This is a genomic window from uncultured Tateyamaria sp. (assembly GCF_947503415.1).
GTDB lineage: Bacteria > Pseudomonadota > Alphaproteobacteria > Rhodobacterales > Rhodobacteraceae > Tateyamaria.
Genome location: NZ_CANNDS010000003.1, coordinates 241,195 through 256,319, shown reverse-complemented (window position 1 = coordinate 256,319; position 15,125 = coordinate 241,195). Strand labels below are relative to the sequence as shown.

The following is a 15,125-nucleotide window of genomic DNA, read 5'->3' as shown; positions in this document are numbered from 1 at the left end:
CAAATGTGACACAGTCCGCCCATTGAAGGCGAACCAAGCAATGATGCCCGACGAACTAAGCACCCCCAAAGACGTTTCAGAATACCTGCTTGCGCGCACCGGAGAGGCCATGATGCGAGGCGATTTCACTGCGTTCGCACGGTGCTTTTCGCTTCCATATGAAATGGAAACGGTCGACGGGCGACGCCGAATTGAAACACGCAGCAGCCTTCGGCTGACCTTCGACGCCGTTCATGCGCATCTTGTCAAACAGCAAGTGACACTCATGGCACGGCACTGCGTGTCGGCCAGTTTCCGCGGCGCGGACGAAGTTGTTGCCACCCATGAAACCCGCCTGATCAGCCGCGATATTCTGGTGCAAGAGCCCTACCCGGCGTTCTCGATCCTAAGACGGTCCAAGACCGAAGACTGGAAGATTGCCTTTACCTCATATGTGATCATGGATTCGGCAGAATTGAACAGTGCCCTGAACGCTTAGCCGCGAAGTACAGCGCCTTTGGCCTCGACATGCGCAATGGCCGCGTCCACTGCTTCTTCAATGGACATCTTTGAGGTATCCAGCAGCTTGGCCCCGTCCGCGGGCCGCATCGGCGCCGCATCACGCTCACTGTCCCGCGCATCCCGCGCCTGCACGTCCGCAAGCACGTCTGCCAACGTACGGGTGTCGCCCTTCTCGCGCAGTTCTTTCCAACGCCGCGCGGCCCGCACCTCCGCACTGGCCGTCACAAAAAGCTGTGCCTCAGCATCCGGATAAATCACGGTGCAAATATCCCGCCCATCCAGAACGGCCCCACCGGGCCGCCGGGCAAAGGCGCGCTGAAAGTCCAGCAAGGCCGCCCGCACTTCGGGGATCACCGCCACACGGCTCGCGGCCTGCGCCACCTCCGCGGTCCGCAAACGCGCATCCTCCAGCGCGCGTGGGTCCAACGCCTGAGCCGCCGCAATGGGCTCCGCACCATCAAGCACCAGCGCTCCGACAGCACGGTAGAGCAACCCGGTATCCAGATGCGCAAATCCGAAATGCGCCGCGATGGCCCTGCTTATCGTACCCTTGCCTGCCGCCGCAGGTCCATCAATGGCAACAGTAAAGGGCGCGTCGCTCATTTGTTGTCCCGTCGCACCTGTGCACCAAGCCCTGCCATCAGCGGCTCAAAGATCGGAAAGGACGTGGCAATCGGCCCGCCATCATCCACAGACATCGGCTTTTGCGTCCCCATCCCCATCACCAGGAACGACATCGCAATCCGGTGATCCAGATGGCTGGCGCAGGTCACACCACCCGGCACGTTGCCATGGCCCAAACCGGTCACAGTCCACCAATCCGGCCCATCCTCAACCGTGACACCCGCGGCCCGCAACCCGGTCGCCATCGCATCAATCCGGTCGCTTTCCTTCACGCGCAGCTCTTTCACGCCCGGCATATGTGTCTCGCCTTTGGCGAAACTCGCGACAACGGACAGCACCGGATACTCGTCGATCATGCTTGCCGCCCGCTCGGCAGGCACCTCGATGCCCTTCAGATCAGGCGAGAACCGCGCGCGCAGGTCGGCCACAGGCTCGCCCCCCTCTTCACGCTCGTTTTCATAGCTCACATCCGCCCCCATCTCGCGCAGGGTTGTAAACAGCCCGGCCCGCGTTGGGTTCAGTCCAATATTGGGCACCAGAACATCCGATCCGGGTACAATCAGCGCGGCACAGACCGGAAATGCGGCCGAGGACGGATCTCGGGGTACATCTATATGCTGCGGTTTCAGCTCCGGCTGACCTTTCAGAGTGATGACACGGCCGGCCTCTGTCACCTCGGTCGAAATCTCGGCCCCAAAACCCGCCAGCATCCGCTCGGTATGATCCCGCGTGGCCTCGGCCTCGATCACAACGGTCTCACCGGGCGCATTCAAACCCGCCAACAACACGGCAGACTTCACCTGCGCCGATGGAACGGGCACGGTGTATTCCACAGGCACGGGATCAGCGGCCCCCACCAACGTCATGGGCAAGCGCCCCCCCGACCGGCCCACCGCCTGACAGCCAAACAAGGCCAGCGGATCCGTCACCCGCGCCATGGGTCGCCCGTTCAGGCTGGCGTCGCCGGTAAAGGTCACAGAAATGGGCGACGTTGCCATCGCCCCCATGATCAAACGAACGCCAGTGCCGGAATTGCCGCAGTCAATCACCTGATCCGGTTCAGCAAAGCCGCCCACACCAACCCCATGCACGGACCAGGACCCGCCACCATGGTTCACCACCTCGGCGCCAAAGGCCTGCATGGCCTTCCCGGTATCAAGCACATCCTGCCCTTCCAGCAGACCGGTGATGGTCGTCTCACCCACAGCCATGGCCCCAAAGATCAAAGACCGATGCGAAATGGATTTGTCCCCCGGCACCTCAGCCGTGCCCGAAAGCGGCCCACAGGCAGAGGATGTCATAGGGATCGGATCACCGTGGCTGGACATGTTTGCGCTCGCATCAATTCGTTCGGCGCAGACCTAACCCGCTCTCATAAGCCCGTCCAGACCGGGAACAACCACACATCTTCTTCCGGCCAAAAAAAATCCCGGGGAGCGCGAGGGGCTGGCCCCTCGTTCCCGCACTCTCAACCCGCGCAACAGCAGATCAGTCAGCCACGCGGCGAAAGGTCAGATAATGCGGCACGCGGCCCTCGCGCAGGGCCTTCTGCTCATAACGAGTGCTGATCCAGTCGTCCCACGGGTCGCGCCAATCAGCGGGCCGTTCAGCCAACCATTTGAACCCGGCCTTCGGCACCTCTTCAAGCGTCTGGCGCACGTAGTCGGGAATGTCTGTTGCCACGCGGAATATCGCACCGGGCTTTAGCACGCGGGCCAACGGCTCCAGATGCTCTCGCGTGACAAAGCGGCGGCGATGGTGCCGGGCCTTGGGCCAGGGATCAGGGTACAGCAAAAACGCCCGCGCAATCGACGCTTCGGGCAGCACATCCATCAAATCCCGCGCATCGCCGGGATGCACGGCCAGGTTCTGCACACCCGCGCGCCGGATCTTGCCCAGCAACATGGCCACACCGTTGATGTAAGGCTCCGCGCCGATGATGCCGACATCCGGGTTGGCCGCGGCCTGATGCACCATATGTTCTCCACCGCCAAAGCCGACCTCAAGCCAGACAGGCTTGCCGCCAAAAAGACCTTCAAGATCCAATGGCACCCGCTCCGGGTTCTCTTCCCACGACACTGGGCCCAGAGACAGCGCCGCTAGGTCTTCGTCGATGTAACGCTTTTGACTGTCCTTCAGGGGCTTGCCCTTGAGGCGTCCATAGAAATTGCGATGCGGCCGTGTGCTCATGGCGCGCCCTTTAGCGCGCGCATTCAGGCGGGGCAATGGTGCGTAAAGCGCAGGTGTCCTGCGCCGGTCCGCGCTTTTAGTCCCGTGCTGCGTCCAGATAGGTGCGCAGATCGGTCAGTACGGGGCGGATTTCCGCCAGCCGCGCCACGTCGAAACCTTCTGCAAGCCTCGCAAAATCCGGGGCGAGACCTGCAATCACCTCTGCCCGCAAATCCCGCCCGGCCTGGGTCAGCCACACGCGCTTGGACCTGCCATCGTCGGGGTTCGGCCGGGTCTCGACCAAGCCGTGCGCCTCCAGTCCCTTGAGCGTATGGGTCATGGAGGTCTTGGGCACCTGAAACGCGCGGGCCATGTCCATCGGGGTCCGGCCATCATCAACACGTATCAAATGGTTCAACACGGAAAAGTGCGGCGCAATCAATCCATGCGGAAGCCGCGCCTCCAGAATGGCGCGGCTCAATTGTTCGATAATGCCGATCTCGTTGAAAACTTCGAAAAAGATCGACGGGTCATTGTCACGCATCCAGGCGCTTTGCCTCCAATGGCCAGCGCGGTGTGCGCGGCGTCTGCGCACCGTAGCCCAGCAACCCAAGCATTTGAACCGTCTCTCCGGCGTTCGCGAACTCGGACTGCATCGCGTTGAAGGATCCCGCGACTTCAGCGTATTCCTGCAAGGCCTGGCTCACCGGGCGCAGGGCCAGACCCGCGCCCGTTGCGGCAAGGTTCAGCCGCAACCAGTCCGCCCCGGCAGCGATCTGATCAATCCTGCTGTTGCCGGGGGTGGTCTGCACGACAAATCCGGGCGCGCCCAGGATCGCGCTTGCCGTTTCTTCGATGGCGTTTCGTGTGCCGGGATTGGTCACGTCCGATGCGGCTTCGCGGGTAAAGACACCGACGGCGGCCAGCCCTTCCAAAAATGGACCCCCTGCGTCAATCCCATCGGGGTTGGCGTTGATCTCGGCCTTGCCAATGCGCAAAAGGTCAATGCTTTCCTGCCAGGCCGCAGGCGTTGCGACCTCGATCAGCCACGCCTCATGCGCAAGTGTGCGCAGACGCTCGGTGCTGTCGCCACCCAGATGCAATTGGGCGTAATCGACCAAAGGTGCCGCCGCATCAGCCGTCACTTTGCGGGGCTCAAACGCCTCCTTATGGCTTCGGCGGTCCATGACGTAGGCAAAAAGCGGATCGGGCACCCCGCCATCGACAAACCGGCACGCCGCAACTGGACCGTCTTCGCCTTCCGGGAACAGCTGTGTCTGCATATCGAACCCGCGCTCGGCGGCTGCCATACGTGTCAGGTCCAGAAAACAGCCCATGCCGATCGTCAACTGCCGGGCAAACGGATCGGTCACCGGCAGATTGAGGTCCTTGTCCCGCCAAACAATAAAGCCATCACCACCATCCAGCTCCACCGCCCAGGGTTGACGGTTGTGCGGGTTCGGGGCGAGCAGCCCATAGGACAGGGCAAAAAGACGCGGATCGTCATAGCTCCCCGCCTGATCCCATGGCGCAAGGGCGATACGCGGGGTTCGGGTCATCACAAATCCTGCCGCTGCGCCGCTTGCCGCGAGGATGGTGCCGCCACCGATAAGGGCCAGTGTTTTGCGTCGGGTCAGTGTCATGAAAACTCCATTGGTGCGATTTCGAACTATAGCATAATATATAATCCGATATCGCACCACACAAGTCCCATTTCGCACCTTATTGAGGTGCGGCACATCATCCCTTGCCCGAAATCTCTTCGATTGGTAAGCAAACCTAACCAATATCGGAAATTTGCCATGCCCGTCATCACAACCATCGACGATCTGAAACGTATCTACGAACGCCGCGTGCCGCGCATGTTCTACGATTACTGCGAATCCGGCAGCTGGACGGAACAGACCTTCCGCGACAATTCCTCGGATTTCGACGACATCAGACTGCGCCAACGCGTGGCCGTGGACATGTCGGGACGCATCACCAAATCCCAGATGATTGGCCAGGACGTGGCGATGCCCGTGGCGCTGGCGCCCGTTGGCCTCACCGGCATGCAGCACGCCGACGGCGAAATGAAAGCCGCCCGCGCTGCCGAGAAATTCGGTGTACCGTTCACGCTGTCCACGATGTCCATCAACTCGATCGAGGATGTGGCAGGTTGCACCACCGCCCCCTTCTGGTTCCAGCTTTATACGATGAAGGATCAGGACTATGTTAGCCGCCTGATCCAGCGGGCCAAGGACGCAAACTGCTCGGCCCTTGTCATCACACTTGATTTGCAAATCCTCGGCCAGCGGCACAAGGACCTGAAAAACGGGTTGTCCGCCCCGCCCAAACTGACGGCAAAAACCATCGCGAACCTCGCCACCAAATGGGCCTGGGGCATCGAGATGCTGTCGGCCAAGCGCCGCGAGTTCGGCAATATCGTAGGCCATGTGGACGGCATCAGCGACGCCTCGTCGCTCGGGGCCTGGACGGCGGAACAGTTCGACCCGACCCTCGACTGGTCAAAGGTCGCTAAACTGAAAGAACAATGGGGTGGCAAAGTGATCCTCAAAGGCATTCTCGACGCAGACGACGCCAGGATGGCGCTTAAGGTCGGGGCGGATGCCATCATTGTGTCAAACCATGGCGGGCGGCAGTTAGACGGCGCGCTGTCTTCAATCCGCGCCCTGCCATCGATTCTTGACGCGGTGGGTGATCAGGTCGAGGTGCACTTAGACAGCGGCATCAGGTCCGGTCAGGACGTCTTGAAGGCCCTCGCCATGGGAGCCAAGGGCACCTATATCGGGCGGGCTTTTGTGTACGGGTTGGGAGCCATGGGTAAGGCCGGCGTGACAGAGGCGCTTAATGTCATTCACAAAGAACTCGACACCACGATGGCACTGTGTGGTGAGACGAATGTGGCTGATTTGGGTCGCCACAATTTGCTCGTTCCCGAAGGGTTCGAGGGACGCTGGCAGTAAGGTGTTTCGCCGCAGCACGCAGCGGCGACCGGCTGGGGGGCCAGCCCCCCAGCCCCCCGGGATATTTCTAGCCAGCAGAAGACAAGGGCGCGGATCGACGGGCGAGCATCCTTCCCCAAGCGGGCAACAGGACGGCAGCGACAGCAAGCATGATGGCTGCAATCACGTAAAAGGACGCGCGCAAGCCGAACCCTTCGGCCACGTAGCCCATGATCACAGGGCCAAGGAAAAACGCGGCATACCCCAAAGCAGCTGCTTGGCTGATCGCGGCAAGCCGGTGTTTGGGGCGCACCGCCTGCCCCACCAGCCCAAGCGCCAGCGGGCCCACGACCGACACGCCCAAGCCCCCCAGCAGAAAGCCCACATAGGCCACGCCCAGCCCCGGTGCGGCCCCGGCCAACGCCAGCCCAACTCCGGCCACACAAGAGGCCAGCACCATGACCCGCAAAGGCGGCCAGCCCGCGCCGAACACATGCGCGCCAAGACGCCCCACCGCCATGCCTGTCGCCAAAAGCGCAGGGCCCAACGCCCCTTCTGCCGGACCACCACCCAGCGTGCGCTCGACATGCAAGGCGGACCAGCCTTCGGACGCGGCCTCTCCCAGAAAGGCGGACAGCACCACAAGTCCGCCCACCCAGACAAGCGCGCGGGGCATGCCTGTCGCATCAGCCATGTCCTCTTCCTCGGGCACGCGGTCGGGCAGGATCATCCACGGCACCAGAAGGACAACGGCCAGCGACATGCCCATGAACACCCCAACCGGGCCCATACCGCCCTCGCGGGCAAAGCCCACCGCAATGGCAGCCAGCGCGTAAGCCATTGAAAAGAGACCGTGGTTTAGATTCATCAGACTGCGCCCGGTCTCGGCCTCGGCTTCGCTCACCTCGGCATTGGCAAGCACATCGGCGATGCCTGACCCGCCCGCAGCCAGAAACAGGGCCAGGCCGATGACCAGCGGCGTCTGGGCGGCACCGGCCAGCAAGAATCCCGCCACCATGAAAGCGGCCCCCACAATCATCGCCCACCGGCCAACCAATCGGTGCATCAGCGGCGCCAGCCACATGGCCATGATGGCCCCCGTAGATCCGATCAGCACAAGCGTGCCCCAGAACCCGTCGCCCACGCCCACCTGTCCCTTGATCACAGGCATCTGCGCCGAAAACGCGGCCCAGCCGAAGCCGACCACAATGAAGCCAGCGAGCGCCCTTCGTGACGCAATGAGGTCGTTCAGAAGTTGCATCGCCAAGCGGTGACATGGGTGCCGCGCCCGGTCCAGCCAAAACACACGCATTTTGCGTCTTTTCATGCCTCCGAAACCGGTCTATAGCGCAGCCTTCACGCGGGGTGACAGCCTTGGAGGCACCCTGCCCTAATTTTGGAGAAATACTATGGCTGGAGAGATTCCTGATCTCGAAGCCCTGGAACGTACGGGGACAGGCAAGGGCGCCGCTCGTCAGGCACGTCGTGCCGGTATGGTTCCGGGGATTGTTTTTGGTGGTGACACAGATCCGCTGCCGATCAATCTGCCCTTTAACAAACTGTTCAAGATGCTGAAGGCCGGTCGCTTCAAGTCGACGCTCTTCAACATGAAAGTCGACGGCCACGACGACGTCCGCGTCATCTGCCGCGACGTACAGCGCGATGTGGTCAAGGACCTGCCCACACACGTGGACTTCATGCGCCTGCGCCGCACCACCAAGATCAACCTGTTCATCGGAGTTGACGTGGAAGGCGAAGACGTCTCGCCCGGTCTGAAAAAAGGCGGCGTGCTGTCGCTGGTCCGCCCCGAGGTGGAATTGGTCGTAACAGCGGGTGACATCCCCGAGAGCATCTCGATCGACGTGTCCAAAGCTGAGGTTGGTGACAGCATCACCATTTCGTCCGTGACACTCCCGCAAGGTGCAAAGCCCACAATCGATCGTGACTTCGTGATTGCCACGGTTTCCGCTCCGTCCGGCCTGCGGTCGTCTGAGAACGAAGAAGGCGAAGCCGAAGAAGCAACCGAAGCCGAAGAGACTTCCACAGAAGAATAATCCCACGGCGCTTGTCGCTTCGGGTTTCAAGGCCGCTCCGGGTATCCGGGGCGGCCTTTGCTTGTCTATGCGCGCGGGGCGCGGAGTGACGCACGAATTGAAGGTGTGCTTACGGTGCGTTGAAAGGGTCGTGGAAAATGCATGGTTTCGCGGCGAAACATTTTGGTTTTGGTTGGCAGTGGCTCAAAGTGCCCACCTTGCGCTCATCTACACATTGCTGGACCCGCCCAGACGCACCCCGTATGCTGCACTGCGATATTCAATGCGGAGGTTCCATGAAACTGATCGTCGGCCTTGGCAATCCGGGTGCCAAATACGCCCGCAACCGCCACAATATCGGCTTCATGGTGCTGGACCGCATTGTGGAAGATCACGGCTTTCCTGCGTGGAAGTCCAAGCATCAGGGCGTGGTTTCCGAAGGGCGGTTTGGGTCGGATCGCGTGATACTTCTCAAGCCAGAAACCTACATGAACAAGTCCGGCGACAGCGTCGGTGCCGCCATGCGCTTCCACAAGCTGGAACCAGAGGACGTCATTGTTTTACATGACGAAATTGACCTCGCGCCCGGCAAGGTACGATGGAAGGTCGGCGGTGGTCATGCGGGTCACAACGGATTGCGATCTGTTCATGCACACATCGGTCCGGACTATGCCCGCGTGCGCCTTGGCGTGGGGCACCCCGGCCACAAGGATGCCGTGCCCGGCTATGTTTTGCGGGACTTTCCAAAGGCAGACGAGGAGTGGCTTGATGACGTGATCCGTGGGTGTTCCGACGGCGCGCCGCATTTGGCGGTAGGCGACGGGCCAAAGTTCATGAATGCCGTCGCTTTGCGTGTAAAACCTCCGCGCTCTGGTTCCGACAATAATAAGGTGGACAAGCCAAAGGTTTCAGAGCCACCGCAAAGTGCGAAAGATGACGCGCGGTCCCCACTGCAAAAACTGATGGACCGGTTTTCATGAACCTCAAGCAAGCCTTTCTCGACCAATCCGGAACATGTGCTCGTATGGGCTCCCCTCTCATGGGGCGCGTTCTGCATATCTTGGCGGATGTCTGGGCCTCAGACACGCCTCTAGGCCTGAAAATGGCAGAATATCAGGGGGATATTGGACCCGCTGGTCATTCGCTGCCGCTTCGGATCGCGGGCGGGCTGCACGCCTTGGTGTTGCAAGGCAAAAGTCCTACGCTGGCGGCGGCCTATCCTCCCAACAAAGTCGACGATGCGACACTTCAAGACGCTATTGTCGACGCACTGAAAACGAATGAGGATTTCCTGCTCGACTGGACCCGACACGCGCCTCAGACAAATGAAGTCCGACGCAGCGCCGCGCTGATCGCCATGGCCCATGTTGCCGCGTCCCATTTCAACCGACCCATCGTCTTGTCAGAGCTTGGCGCAAGCGGCGGTTTGAATTTGATGTGGGATCACTTCGCACTTGAGATTGCGGGCGAGCGTTATGGCCCAACCGACGCGGCGCTGACACTCACACCGGAATGGTCGGGGGCGGCGCCACCCACAGCACTTCCACAGGTGGTCGATAGATCAGGTGTCGACCTTAACCCGCTGAATTTGCACGCGGATGAAGACCGGCTTCGATTGCTGTCATACCTGTGGGCCGACCAACCGCACCGTGTGGAATTGACGCGCGCTGCGACCTCCGTCCTGTCTGCGCAGGTGGACAAAGGCGACGCGATTGACTGGCTTGAAAGCCGTCTTGCCGGCGCGCCCGCAGGCCACATGCACATGATCCAACACACCGTTGCATGGCAGTATTTCCCAGCCGCGGCACAAGCCCGCGGTACAGCCATGATCGAGGCCGCAGGCGCGCGCGCAAGGGATGACAGCCCCTTGGCGTGGATGCAGATGGAGACCGATGGCGACACAACCGGCGCCGTCGGTGCAGCGCTCACCTTGCGACTCTGGCCCGGTGACATCACCCTGAACCTGGGCCGCGCCGATTTTCACGGAAGATGGATCAACTGGACGGGCTGACGCACCAACACGGCTTGCTCATGGACGCGGCCCTATGGATAGATGCGGCATGCGTGGAGGATAAAGATGCGAAATGTTCTAAAATGGGTACTCCGGGCCCTGTTTGCGTTGATAACAGCGGCGCTTGTGATCGGATTTTGGAAGCGAGAGGAAATAACCCGCCTTCTTGCCGTGAACTCCTTGTTCAACGAAGACCGTATCGTATCCAACTTTTCCAATATGGACGGCGCGTTTCTTCATACCGAGATCTCCAAGGGTGCCAGTCCGATCAGCCCCCTGCCCGAAGGTCCACAGTTGACCATGCCTGCAACCTACGACGCTTGGGTTGACGACAGAACAGTTACGTCCACCCTTGTTCTCAAAGACGGACAGATCGTGCACGAAGCTTATTACCAAGGCACGGATGCGGAGGATCGGCGGATCAGCTGGTCGGTTGCCAAAAGCTATCTGTCCGCTTTGTTTGGCATTCTGGTTGACGAAGGCGCCATTTCATCGCTCGACGCGCCCGTCACCGACTATGCCCCCGCACTGGAAGGCGGCGCCTATGACGCGGCAACGATCCTGAACGTCTTGCAGATGTCGAGCGGCATCACGTTTGACGAGGACTATCTTGACTATGACAGCGACATCAATCGGATGGGCCGCGTTCTTGCCTTGGGTGGCAAGATGGATGAATTCGCCGCTGGCCTGACCGAAAGCTTTGCCGCACCGGGTGAGACTTGGAAATACACCTCCATCGACACGCATGTGGTGGGCATGGTCGCACGTGGTGCCACGGGGCGGGATATCCCTGACCTGATGGCAGAAAAGCTGATTGCGCCACTGGGCTTGGAACAATCGCCCCTCTACTTGACGGACGGTGTCGGCGTGGCATTTGTTTTGGGCGGGCTGAACATCACGACCCGCGATTACGCCCGGTTCGGACAAATGATCCTGCAAAACGGCGCGTGGCAGGGGCAGCAGATCGTGCCCGCTGATTGGATCGCCGCCTCAACCGTAGCCAGTGCCGAGACCGAGCAGGGCAAGATCGGCTATGGCTATCAGTGGTGGATCCCGGTTGATGCCACCGACGGGCAGTTCATGGGACGTGGAATCTATGGCCAGTACCTCTATATCGATCAACAGGCTGGTGTGGTGATCGTCAGCACGGCAGCGGACCGCCAATTCCGTGAAGACGGTGTAAGTGACGAAAACATAGAAATGTTTCGCCAGATTGTAGCATCCACCAAGGGGTAAGCGCATGGAACCGGATGACAGCGTCAATGTCTTGGGCACAGACCTGCAGCTGTGTGGCATGGACCCGGTGACCGGCTTCTTCCGCGATGGCCATTGCAACACTTGCGACGCCGATCAAGGCAGCCACACGGTGTGTGCCGTCATGACGGCCGAATTTCTCGCCTACTCCAAGTACGTGGGCAACGACCTGAGTACCCCGCGTCCTGAGTACCGCTTTGCAGGCCTCAAACCGGGTGACAGCTGGTGCTTGTGCGCCTCACGCTTCCTGCAAGCCCATGACGAAGGCTGCGCGCCAAAGGTGAACCTGCAAGCGACGCACAAACGTGCCTTGGAGATCGTGCCATTGGACGTCCTGTCAGGCCACGCGGCCTGAGATCACTCGACGTTGCGGCCTTCGGGGCCTGTCATATCGAAGCCCAGATGACGCGCGACGGTGAAGATGTCCTTGTCGCCGCGTCCGCACATATTCATGCAGATGATGTGATCAGATGGCAGATCAGGTGCTATCTTCATGACGTGGGCCAGCGCGTGGCTGGGCTCAAGCGCGGGGATGATCCCTTCGGTTGTGCAGCACAGCTGGAACGCCTCAAGCGCTTCCGTGTCCGTGATCGACACATATTCAGCGCGGCCAATGTCATGGAGCCATGCGTGTTCCGGCCCGATGCCGGGATAGTCCAGGCCAGCCGAGATCGAAAACCCTTCGAGGATCTGACCGTCATCATCTTGCAACAGATACGTCCGGTTGCCATGCAGCACGCCCGGGCGGCCACCCGTCAGGGATGCACAATGCTCCATCTTGGCGTTCACGCCCTTTCCGCCCGCTTCGACGCCGATGATACCAACCTCTTTTTCATCCAAGAAAGGATAGAACAGGCCCATCGCGTTCGACCCACCGCCGATGGCAGCGATCAGAGTGTCAGGAAAGCGCCCTTCGGCTTCCATCATCTGCTCGCGCACTTCCTTGCCAATGATGCTTTGGAAATCGCGCACCATCGCGGGGTACGGGTGCGGACCAGCGACGGTGCCGATGCAATAGAACGTGTCGCGCACATTGGTCACCCAGTCGCGCAGGGCGTCGTTCATGGCGTCTTTCAACGTCCCACGACCCGAGGTCACGGGGATCACTTCGGCACCCAGCAGCTTCATGCGGAACACGTTGGGGGCCTGACGTTCCACGTCATGCGCACCCATATACACAACGCACTTCAAGCCGAATTTGGCGCACACGGTGGCCGTGGCCACACCGTGCTGACCTGCCCCTGTCTCGGCAATGATGCGGGTCTTGCCCATGCGGCGGGCCAGAATGATCTGGCCAAGTACATTGTTGATCTTGTGCGCGCCGGTGTGGTTCAACTCGTCGCGCTTCATGTAAATCTTGGCGCCGCCCAGATGTTCGGTCAGCCGTTCAGCATGATAAAGCGGGCTGGGACGACCCACATAGTGCTTCCACAGGAAGTCCATCTCGGCCCAGAAGCTGTCGTCGGTCTTGGCCTTCTCGTATTCCTCTTCCAGCGACAGGATCAGCGGCATCAGCGTCTCGGACACAAACCGTCCGCCAAAGTCGCCAAAGCGCCCGTTTTCATCGGGGCCGGTCATGAAGGAATTGAAAAGATCGTTGGCCATCGTCGCCTCCCGCGTTCAGGTCAGATCGCGTTTATATCCGATGTGAGACGGGGTAAAGCCAAGGCGCTGGTAGAAACGGGCCGTATCGGTGCGACTTTTGTTCATGGTCAGCTGCATCAACGTGCATCCGGCCCCGCGCGCCCGCACTTCGGCATCTGCAATCATCGCTTCACCGATCTGCTGACCCCGCAGATGTCCGGCAACACGGACACCCTCGATCTGAGCGCGCTTGCTGGCCTGCAATGTCAGCCCGGGGATAAAAGTGAGGTGATAGGTGGTAACGATTGCGCCGTCCTGCTCCCCCACGATTACAGCGTTGTTCGGATCTGCGTCGACCTCGCGGAAGGCTGCCATATAGGTGTCCAACGCCGCCCCTTCGCGTCCAGCGCCCAATACATCGTCCGTCAGAAGGGCAAGGATTGCAGGCACATCTGCTTCGGTCGCAATGCGAAACCGCACGCTCATATTTTTTCGACCGCAGCCATGAAATCGCGGATCAGGTCACTGTCCTTGTCGCCCGGCGCGGACTCGACACCAGAGCTGATGTCCACCTGAGGTGCACCTGTCAAAGCCACCGCCTCGGCCACGTTGTCCGCGTTCAACCCTCCGGCCAGCATCCACGGAACGGGCCAACGCCGTCCCGCGATCAACCGCCAATCAAATGCAAGGCCATTGCCGCCAGGCAGGTCCGCGTTCTTGGGCGGTTTGGCATCGACCAGAATCTGATCAGCCACGCGCATATATGCATCCAAGTCCGGCAAATCCGCCGCGGATCCGACGCCGACAGCCTTCATGACCGGCAGCCCGTAGCGTGCTTTGATTTCCGCCACCCGCTCGGGTGTTTCCGAGCCATGCAATTGCACCATGTCGAGAGGAACGTTCGCGATCAATTCATCCAGAAATGCATTGTCTGCGTTGACGACCAGCGCAACCTTGGCAACACCCGGCGGCACTTCAACAGCAAGCGCACGCGCATCCGCGACCGAGATATTGCGAGGCGATTTAGGGAAAAAGACAAAGCCCACATATGTTGCGCCCGCCCTTACGGCCGCAGTCACGTGTTCAGGGCGGCGCAGGCCGCAAATCTTCACAAATACGTCTGACATGGAAGTGGGCTTAGCTAGCTTCGTCCAAAAGGGCCAGAACTTCGTCCTTGCCCTCGTGCTTTTCCGTCTTCAGCCGTTTGACTTCACGCTCAAGCCTGCGCATCTCGCGCGCATTGCGGGCGTTTTCGGCGCGGATATTATGTTCGCGCAGCCATTCCCAGACAAAGCCGATCAATAGGCCGGCTATGATGCCGCCAAATATCACCACAAACAGCGGCAATTCGACGGTCGGGGTCACCGCAAACAGACCCGCAATCTCGGTTGGCAGCAACTTCAGCGTCACCATGCCCCGATTGGCCAAGGCGACGGCAATCAGTGCCACGGCAAAGATGGCAATGCAGGCATAGCGAATGTAACGCATCAGGCTTTCCCGTTCAGACGATCACGCAGCAGTTTGCCCGTTTTGAAAAAGGGCACGTGTTTCTCTTCGACATCAACGGTCTCACCGGTGCGTGGGTTCCGTCCGGTGCGCGCATCCCGCTTTTTCACCGAAAATGCACCAAAGCCGCGAAGCTCAACACGGTCGCCGCGCGACATCGCGTCGGTCACTTCGTCGAATATGGTATTCACGATCCGCTCCACGTCTCTTTGATACAGGTGTGGATTTTCGTCTGCGATCTTTTGGATCAGCTCTGACCGGATCATTATGAATTCCCCCCGAAGAGACTCGGTTTTTTGTCTTTATGCGTCCGGTAACTATAGGAACAAACGCGCCTTTCGGGAATAGGCGCAATTTGGCGTAAGTCGGTTTTTTTACCGTCTGAACAGAAGGATGATACGAAAATCGGCACCCAAGCGCCGTATGTTCGGTGTGTGCAGCATCTTGCACATCACGATGTCGACGTGATTCGAGACGTCCTGCGACATAGCAAAAGGG

The 15,125-nt window shown here is 60.2% G+C and carries 18 protein-coding genes; 7 read left to right on the top strand and 11 right to left on the bottom strand.

Annotated elements, in window-relative coordinates:
* The first annotated feature begins 43 nt into the window (after nucleotides 1-43).
* Nucleotides 44-478, top strand: a complete 435-nt coding sequence (locus tag Q1A32_RS17870; protein ID WP_299614939.1) for a hypothetical protein — start codon at nucleotides 44-46, stop codon at nucleotides 476-478.
* Here the strand turns inward: Q1A32_RS17870 and Q1A32_RS17865 are convergent.
* From Q1A32_RS17865 to Q1A32_RS17845, 5 genes are all read right to left on the bottom strand, one after another.
* Nucleotides 475-1,104: a d(CMP) kinase gene (locus Q1A32_RS17865; RefSeq protein ID WP_299614934.1), complete on the bottom strand. Its 630-nt coding sequence runs from the start codon at nucleotides 1,102-1,104 to the stop codon at nucleotides 475-477. The two genes, Q1A32_RS17870 and Q1A32_RS17865, sit on opposite strands and share 4 nt — an antisense overlap.
* A complete protein-coding gene (gene aroA / locus Q1A32_RS17860) occupies nucleotides 1,101-2,453 on the bottom strand; it encodes a 3-phosphoshikimate 1-carboxyvinyltransferase (protein WP_299656201.1) in 1,353 nt (450 codons plus the stop codon). The genes Q1A32_RS17865 and aroA overlap by 4 nt, the downstream gene beginning before the upstream one ends.
* Before the next feature lie 160 nt (nucleotides 2,454-2,613).
* On the bottom strand, nucleotides 2,614-3,315 hold the full coding sequence (gene trmB, locus Q1A32_RS17855) for a tRNA (guanosine(46)-N7)-methyltransferase TrmB (protein ID WP_299656198.1): 702 nt from the start codon (nucleotides 3,313-3,315) through the stop codon (nucleotides 2,614-2,616).
* 76 nt (nucleotides 3,316-3,391) lie between these two features.
* Nucleotides 3,392-3,838, bottom strand: a complete 447-nt coding sequence (locus tag Q1A32_RS17850) for a MarR family winged helix-turn-helix transcriptional regulator (protein ID WP_299656195.1) — start codon at nucleotides 3,836-3,838, stop codon at nucleotides 3,392-3,394.
* Nucleotides 3,831-4,937: a twin-arginine translocation pathway signal protein gene (locus tag Q1A32_RS17845; RefSeq protein WP_299656192.1), complete on the bottom strand. Its 1,107-nt coding sequence runs from the start codon at nucleotides 4,935-4,937 to the stop codon at nucleotides 3,831-3,833. The genes Q1A32_RS17850 and Q1A32_RS17845 overlap by 8 nt, the downstream gene beginning before the upstream one ends.
* A gap of 159 nt (nucleotides 4,938-5,096) precedes the next feature.
* Here Q1A32_RS17845 and Q1A32_RS17840 point away from each other — a divergent pair, with 159 nt between their 5' ends.
* Nucleotides 5,097-6,260 carry an alpha-hydroxy acid oxidase gene (locus Q1A32_RS17840; RefSeq protein ID WP_299656189.1) on the top strand — a complete coding sequence of 388 codons (1,164 nt, stop codon included), beginning with the start codon at nucleotides 5,097-5,099 and terminating at the stop codon, nucleotides 6,258-6,260.
* Nucleotides 6,261-6,327: 67 nt separating this feature from the next.
* Here Q1A32_RS17840 and Q1A32_RS17835 read toward each other — a convergent pair whose 3' ends face one another.
* Entirely contained in the window at nucleotides 6,328-7,551 is a 1,224-nt protein-coding gene (locus Q1A32_RS17835) for an MFS transporter (RefSeq protein ID WP_299656186.1), read from the bottom strand.
* 97 nt (nucleotides 7,552-7,648) lie between these two features.
* Here Q1A32_RS17835 and Q1A32_RS17830 point away from each other — a divergent pair, with 97 nt between their 5' ends.
* The 5 genes from Q1A32_RS17830 (at nucleotide 7,649) to Q1A32_RS17810 (ending at nucleotide 11,892) form a co-directional block, all read left to right on the top strand.
* Complete coding sequence (locus Q1A32_RS17830; protein ID WP_299656183.1) at nucleotides 7,649-8,293, top strand: 50S ribosomal protein L25/general stress protein Ctc; 645 nt, start codon at nucleotides 7,649-7,651, stop codon at nucleotides 8,291-8,293.
* A 275-nt stretch (nucleotides 8,294-8,568) separates the two neighbouring features.
* Entirely contained in the window at nucleotides 8,569-9,252 is a 684-nt protein-coding gene (pth, locus tag Q1A32_RS17825) for an aminoacyl-tRNA hydrolase (RefSeq protein WP_299656180.1), read from the top strand.
* A complete protein-coding gene (locus Q1A32_RS17820; RefSeq protein ID WP_299656177.1) occupies nucleotides 9,249-10,283 on the top strand; it encodes a DUF2332 domain-containing protein in 1,035 nt (344 codons plus the stop codon). The genes pth and Q1A32_RS17820 overlap by 4 nt, the downstream gene beginning before the upstream one ends.
* A gap of 66 nt (nucleotides 10,284-10,349) precedes the next feature.
* Complete coding sequence (locus tag Q1A32_RS17815; RefSeq protein WP_299656174.1) at nucleotides 10,350-11,519, top strand: serine hydrolase; 1,170 nt, start codon at nucleotides 10,350-10,352, stop codon at nucleotides 11,517-11,519.
* 4 nt (nucleotides 11,520-11,523) lie between these two features.
* Nucleotides 11,524-11,892 (top strand): DUF2237 family protein, encoded by a 369-nt coding sequence (locus Q1A32_RS17810; protein ID WP_299656171.1) that lies wholly within the window; start codon nucleotides 11,524-11,526, stop codon nucleotides 11,890-11,892.
* 2 nt (nucleotides 11,893-11,894) lie between these two features.
* Here Q1A32_RS17810 and trpB read toward each other — a convergent pair whose 3' ends face one another.
* The 5 genes from trpB to ihfB are packed head-to-tail and all read right to left on the bottom strand — an operon-like array spanning nucleotide 11,895 to nucleotide 14,893.
* On the bottom strand, nucleotides 11,895-13,142 hold the full coding sequence (trpB, locus tag Q1A32_RS17805) for a tryptophan synthase subunit beta (RefSeq protein WP_299656167.1): 1,248 nt from the start codon (nucleotides 13,140-13,142) through the stop codon (nucleotides 11,895-11,897).
* A 15-nt stretch (nucleotides 13,143-13,157) separates the two neighbouring features.
* A complete protein-coding gene (locus Q1A32_RS17800; protein WP_299656164.1) occupies nucleotides 13,158-13,607 on the bottom strand; it encodes a GNAT family N-acetyltransferase in 450 nt (149 codons plus the stop codon).
* Nucleotides 13,604-14,248 (bottom strand): phosphoribosylanthranilate isomerase, encoded by a 645-nt coding sequence (locus tag Q1A32_RS17795; protein WP_299656161.1) that lies wholly within the window; start codon nucleotides 14,246-14,248, stop codon nucleotides 13,604-13,606. The genes Q1A32_RS17800 and Q1A32_RS17795 overlap by 4 nt, the downstream gene beginning before the upstream one ends.
* 10 nt (nucleotides 14,249-14,258) lie before the next feature.
* Nucleotides 14,259-14,609, bottom strand: coding sequence for a LapA family protein (locus Q1A32_RS17790; protein WP_299614889.1), 351 nt, complete (start codon nucleotides 14,607-14,609; stop codon nucleotides 14,259-14,261).
* Complete coding sequence (gene ihfB, locus Q1A32_RS17785; RefSeq protein ID WP_299614887.1) at nucleotides 14,609-14,893, bottom strand: integration host factor subunit beta; 285 nt, start codon at nucleotides 14,891-14,893, stop codon at nucleotides 14,609-14,611. Before ihfB ends, Q1A32_RS17790 begins: the two co-directional genes overlap by 1 nt.
* Nucleotides 14,894-15,125 lie beyond the last annotated feature (232 nt).

Excerpts from the sequence above, each read along its gene's own strand:
- Q1A32_RS17870 (WP_299614939.1), top strand. The coding sequence starts at position 44 with ATGCCCGACGAACTAAGCACCCCCAAAGACGTTTCAGAATACCTGCTT.
- Q1A32_RS17865 (WP_299614934.1), bottom strand. The coding sequence starts at position 1,104 with ATGAGCGACGCGCCCTTTACTGTTGCCATTGATGGACCTGCGGCGGCA.
- aroA (WP_299656201.1), bottom strand. The coding sequence starts at position 2,453 with ATGTCCAGCCACGGTGATCCGATCCCTATGACATCCTCTGCCTGTGGG.
- trmB (WP_299656198.1), bottom strand. The coding sequence starts at position 3,315 with ATGAGCACACGGCCGCATCGCAATTTCTATGGACGCCTCAAGGGCAAG.
- Q1A32_RS17850 (WP_299656195.1), bottom strand. The coding sequence starts at position 3,838 with ATGCGTGACAATGACCCGTCGATCTTTTTCGAAGTTTTCAACGAGATC.
- Q1A32_RS17845 (WP_299656192.1), bottom strand. The coding sequence starts at position 4,937 with ATGACACTGACCCGACGCAAAACACTGGCCCTTATCGGTGGCGGCACC.
- Q1A32_RS17840 (WP_299656189.1), top strand. The coding sequence starts at position 5,097 with ATGCCCGTCATCACAACCATCGACGATCTGAAACGTATCTACGAACGC.
- Q1A32_RS17835 (WP_299656186.1), bottom strand. The coding sequence starts at position 7,551 with ATGCGTGTGTTTTGGCTGGACCGGGCGCGGCACCCATGTCACCGCTTG.
- Q1A32_RS17830 (WP_299656183.1), top strand. The coding sequence starts at position 7,649 with ATGGCTGGAGAGATTCCTGATCTCGAAGCCCTGGAACGTACGGGGACA.
- pth (WP_299656180.1), top strand. The coding sequence starts at position 8,569 with ATGAAACTGATCGTCGGCCTTGGCAATCCGGGTGCCAAATACGCCCGC.
- Q1A32_RS17820 (WP_299656177.1), top strand. The coding sequence starts at position 9,249 with ATGAACCTCAAGCAAGCCTTTCTCGACCAATCCGGAACATGTGCTCGT.
- Q1A32_RS17815 (WP_299656174.1), top strand. The coding sequence starts at position 10,350 with ATGCGAAATGTTCTAAAATGGGTACTCCGGGCCCTGTTTGCGTTGATA.
- Q1A32_RS17810 (WP_299656171.1), top strand. The coding sequence starts at position 11,524 with ATGGAACCGGATGACAGCGTCAATGTCTTGGGCACAGACCTGCAGCTG.
- trpB (WP_299656167.1), bottom strand. The coding sequence starts at position 13,142 with ATGGCCAACGATCTTTTCAATTCCTTCATGACCGGCCCCGATGAAAAC.
- Q1A32_RS17800 (WP_299656164.1), bottom strand. The coding sequence starts at position 13,607 with ATGAGCGTGCGGTTTCGCATTGCGACCGAAGCAGATGTGCCTGCAATC.
- Q1A32_RS17795 (WP_299656161.1), bottom strand. The coding sequence starts at position 14,248 with ATGTCAGACGTATTTGTGAAGATTTGCGGCCTGCGCCGCCCTGAACAC.
- Q1A32_RS17790 (WP_299614889.1), bottom strand. The coding sequence starts at position 14,609 with ATGCGTTACATTCGCTATGCCTGCATTGCCATCTTTGCCGTGGCACTG.
- ihfB (WP_299614887.1), bottom strand. The coding sequence starts at position 14,893 with ATGATCCGGTCAGAGCTGATCCAAAAGATCGCAGACGAAAATCCACAC.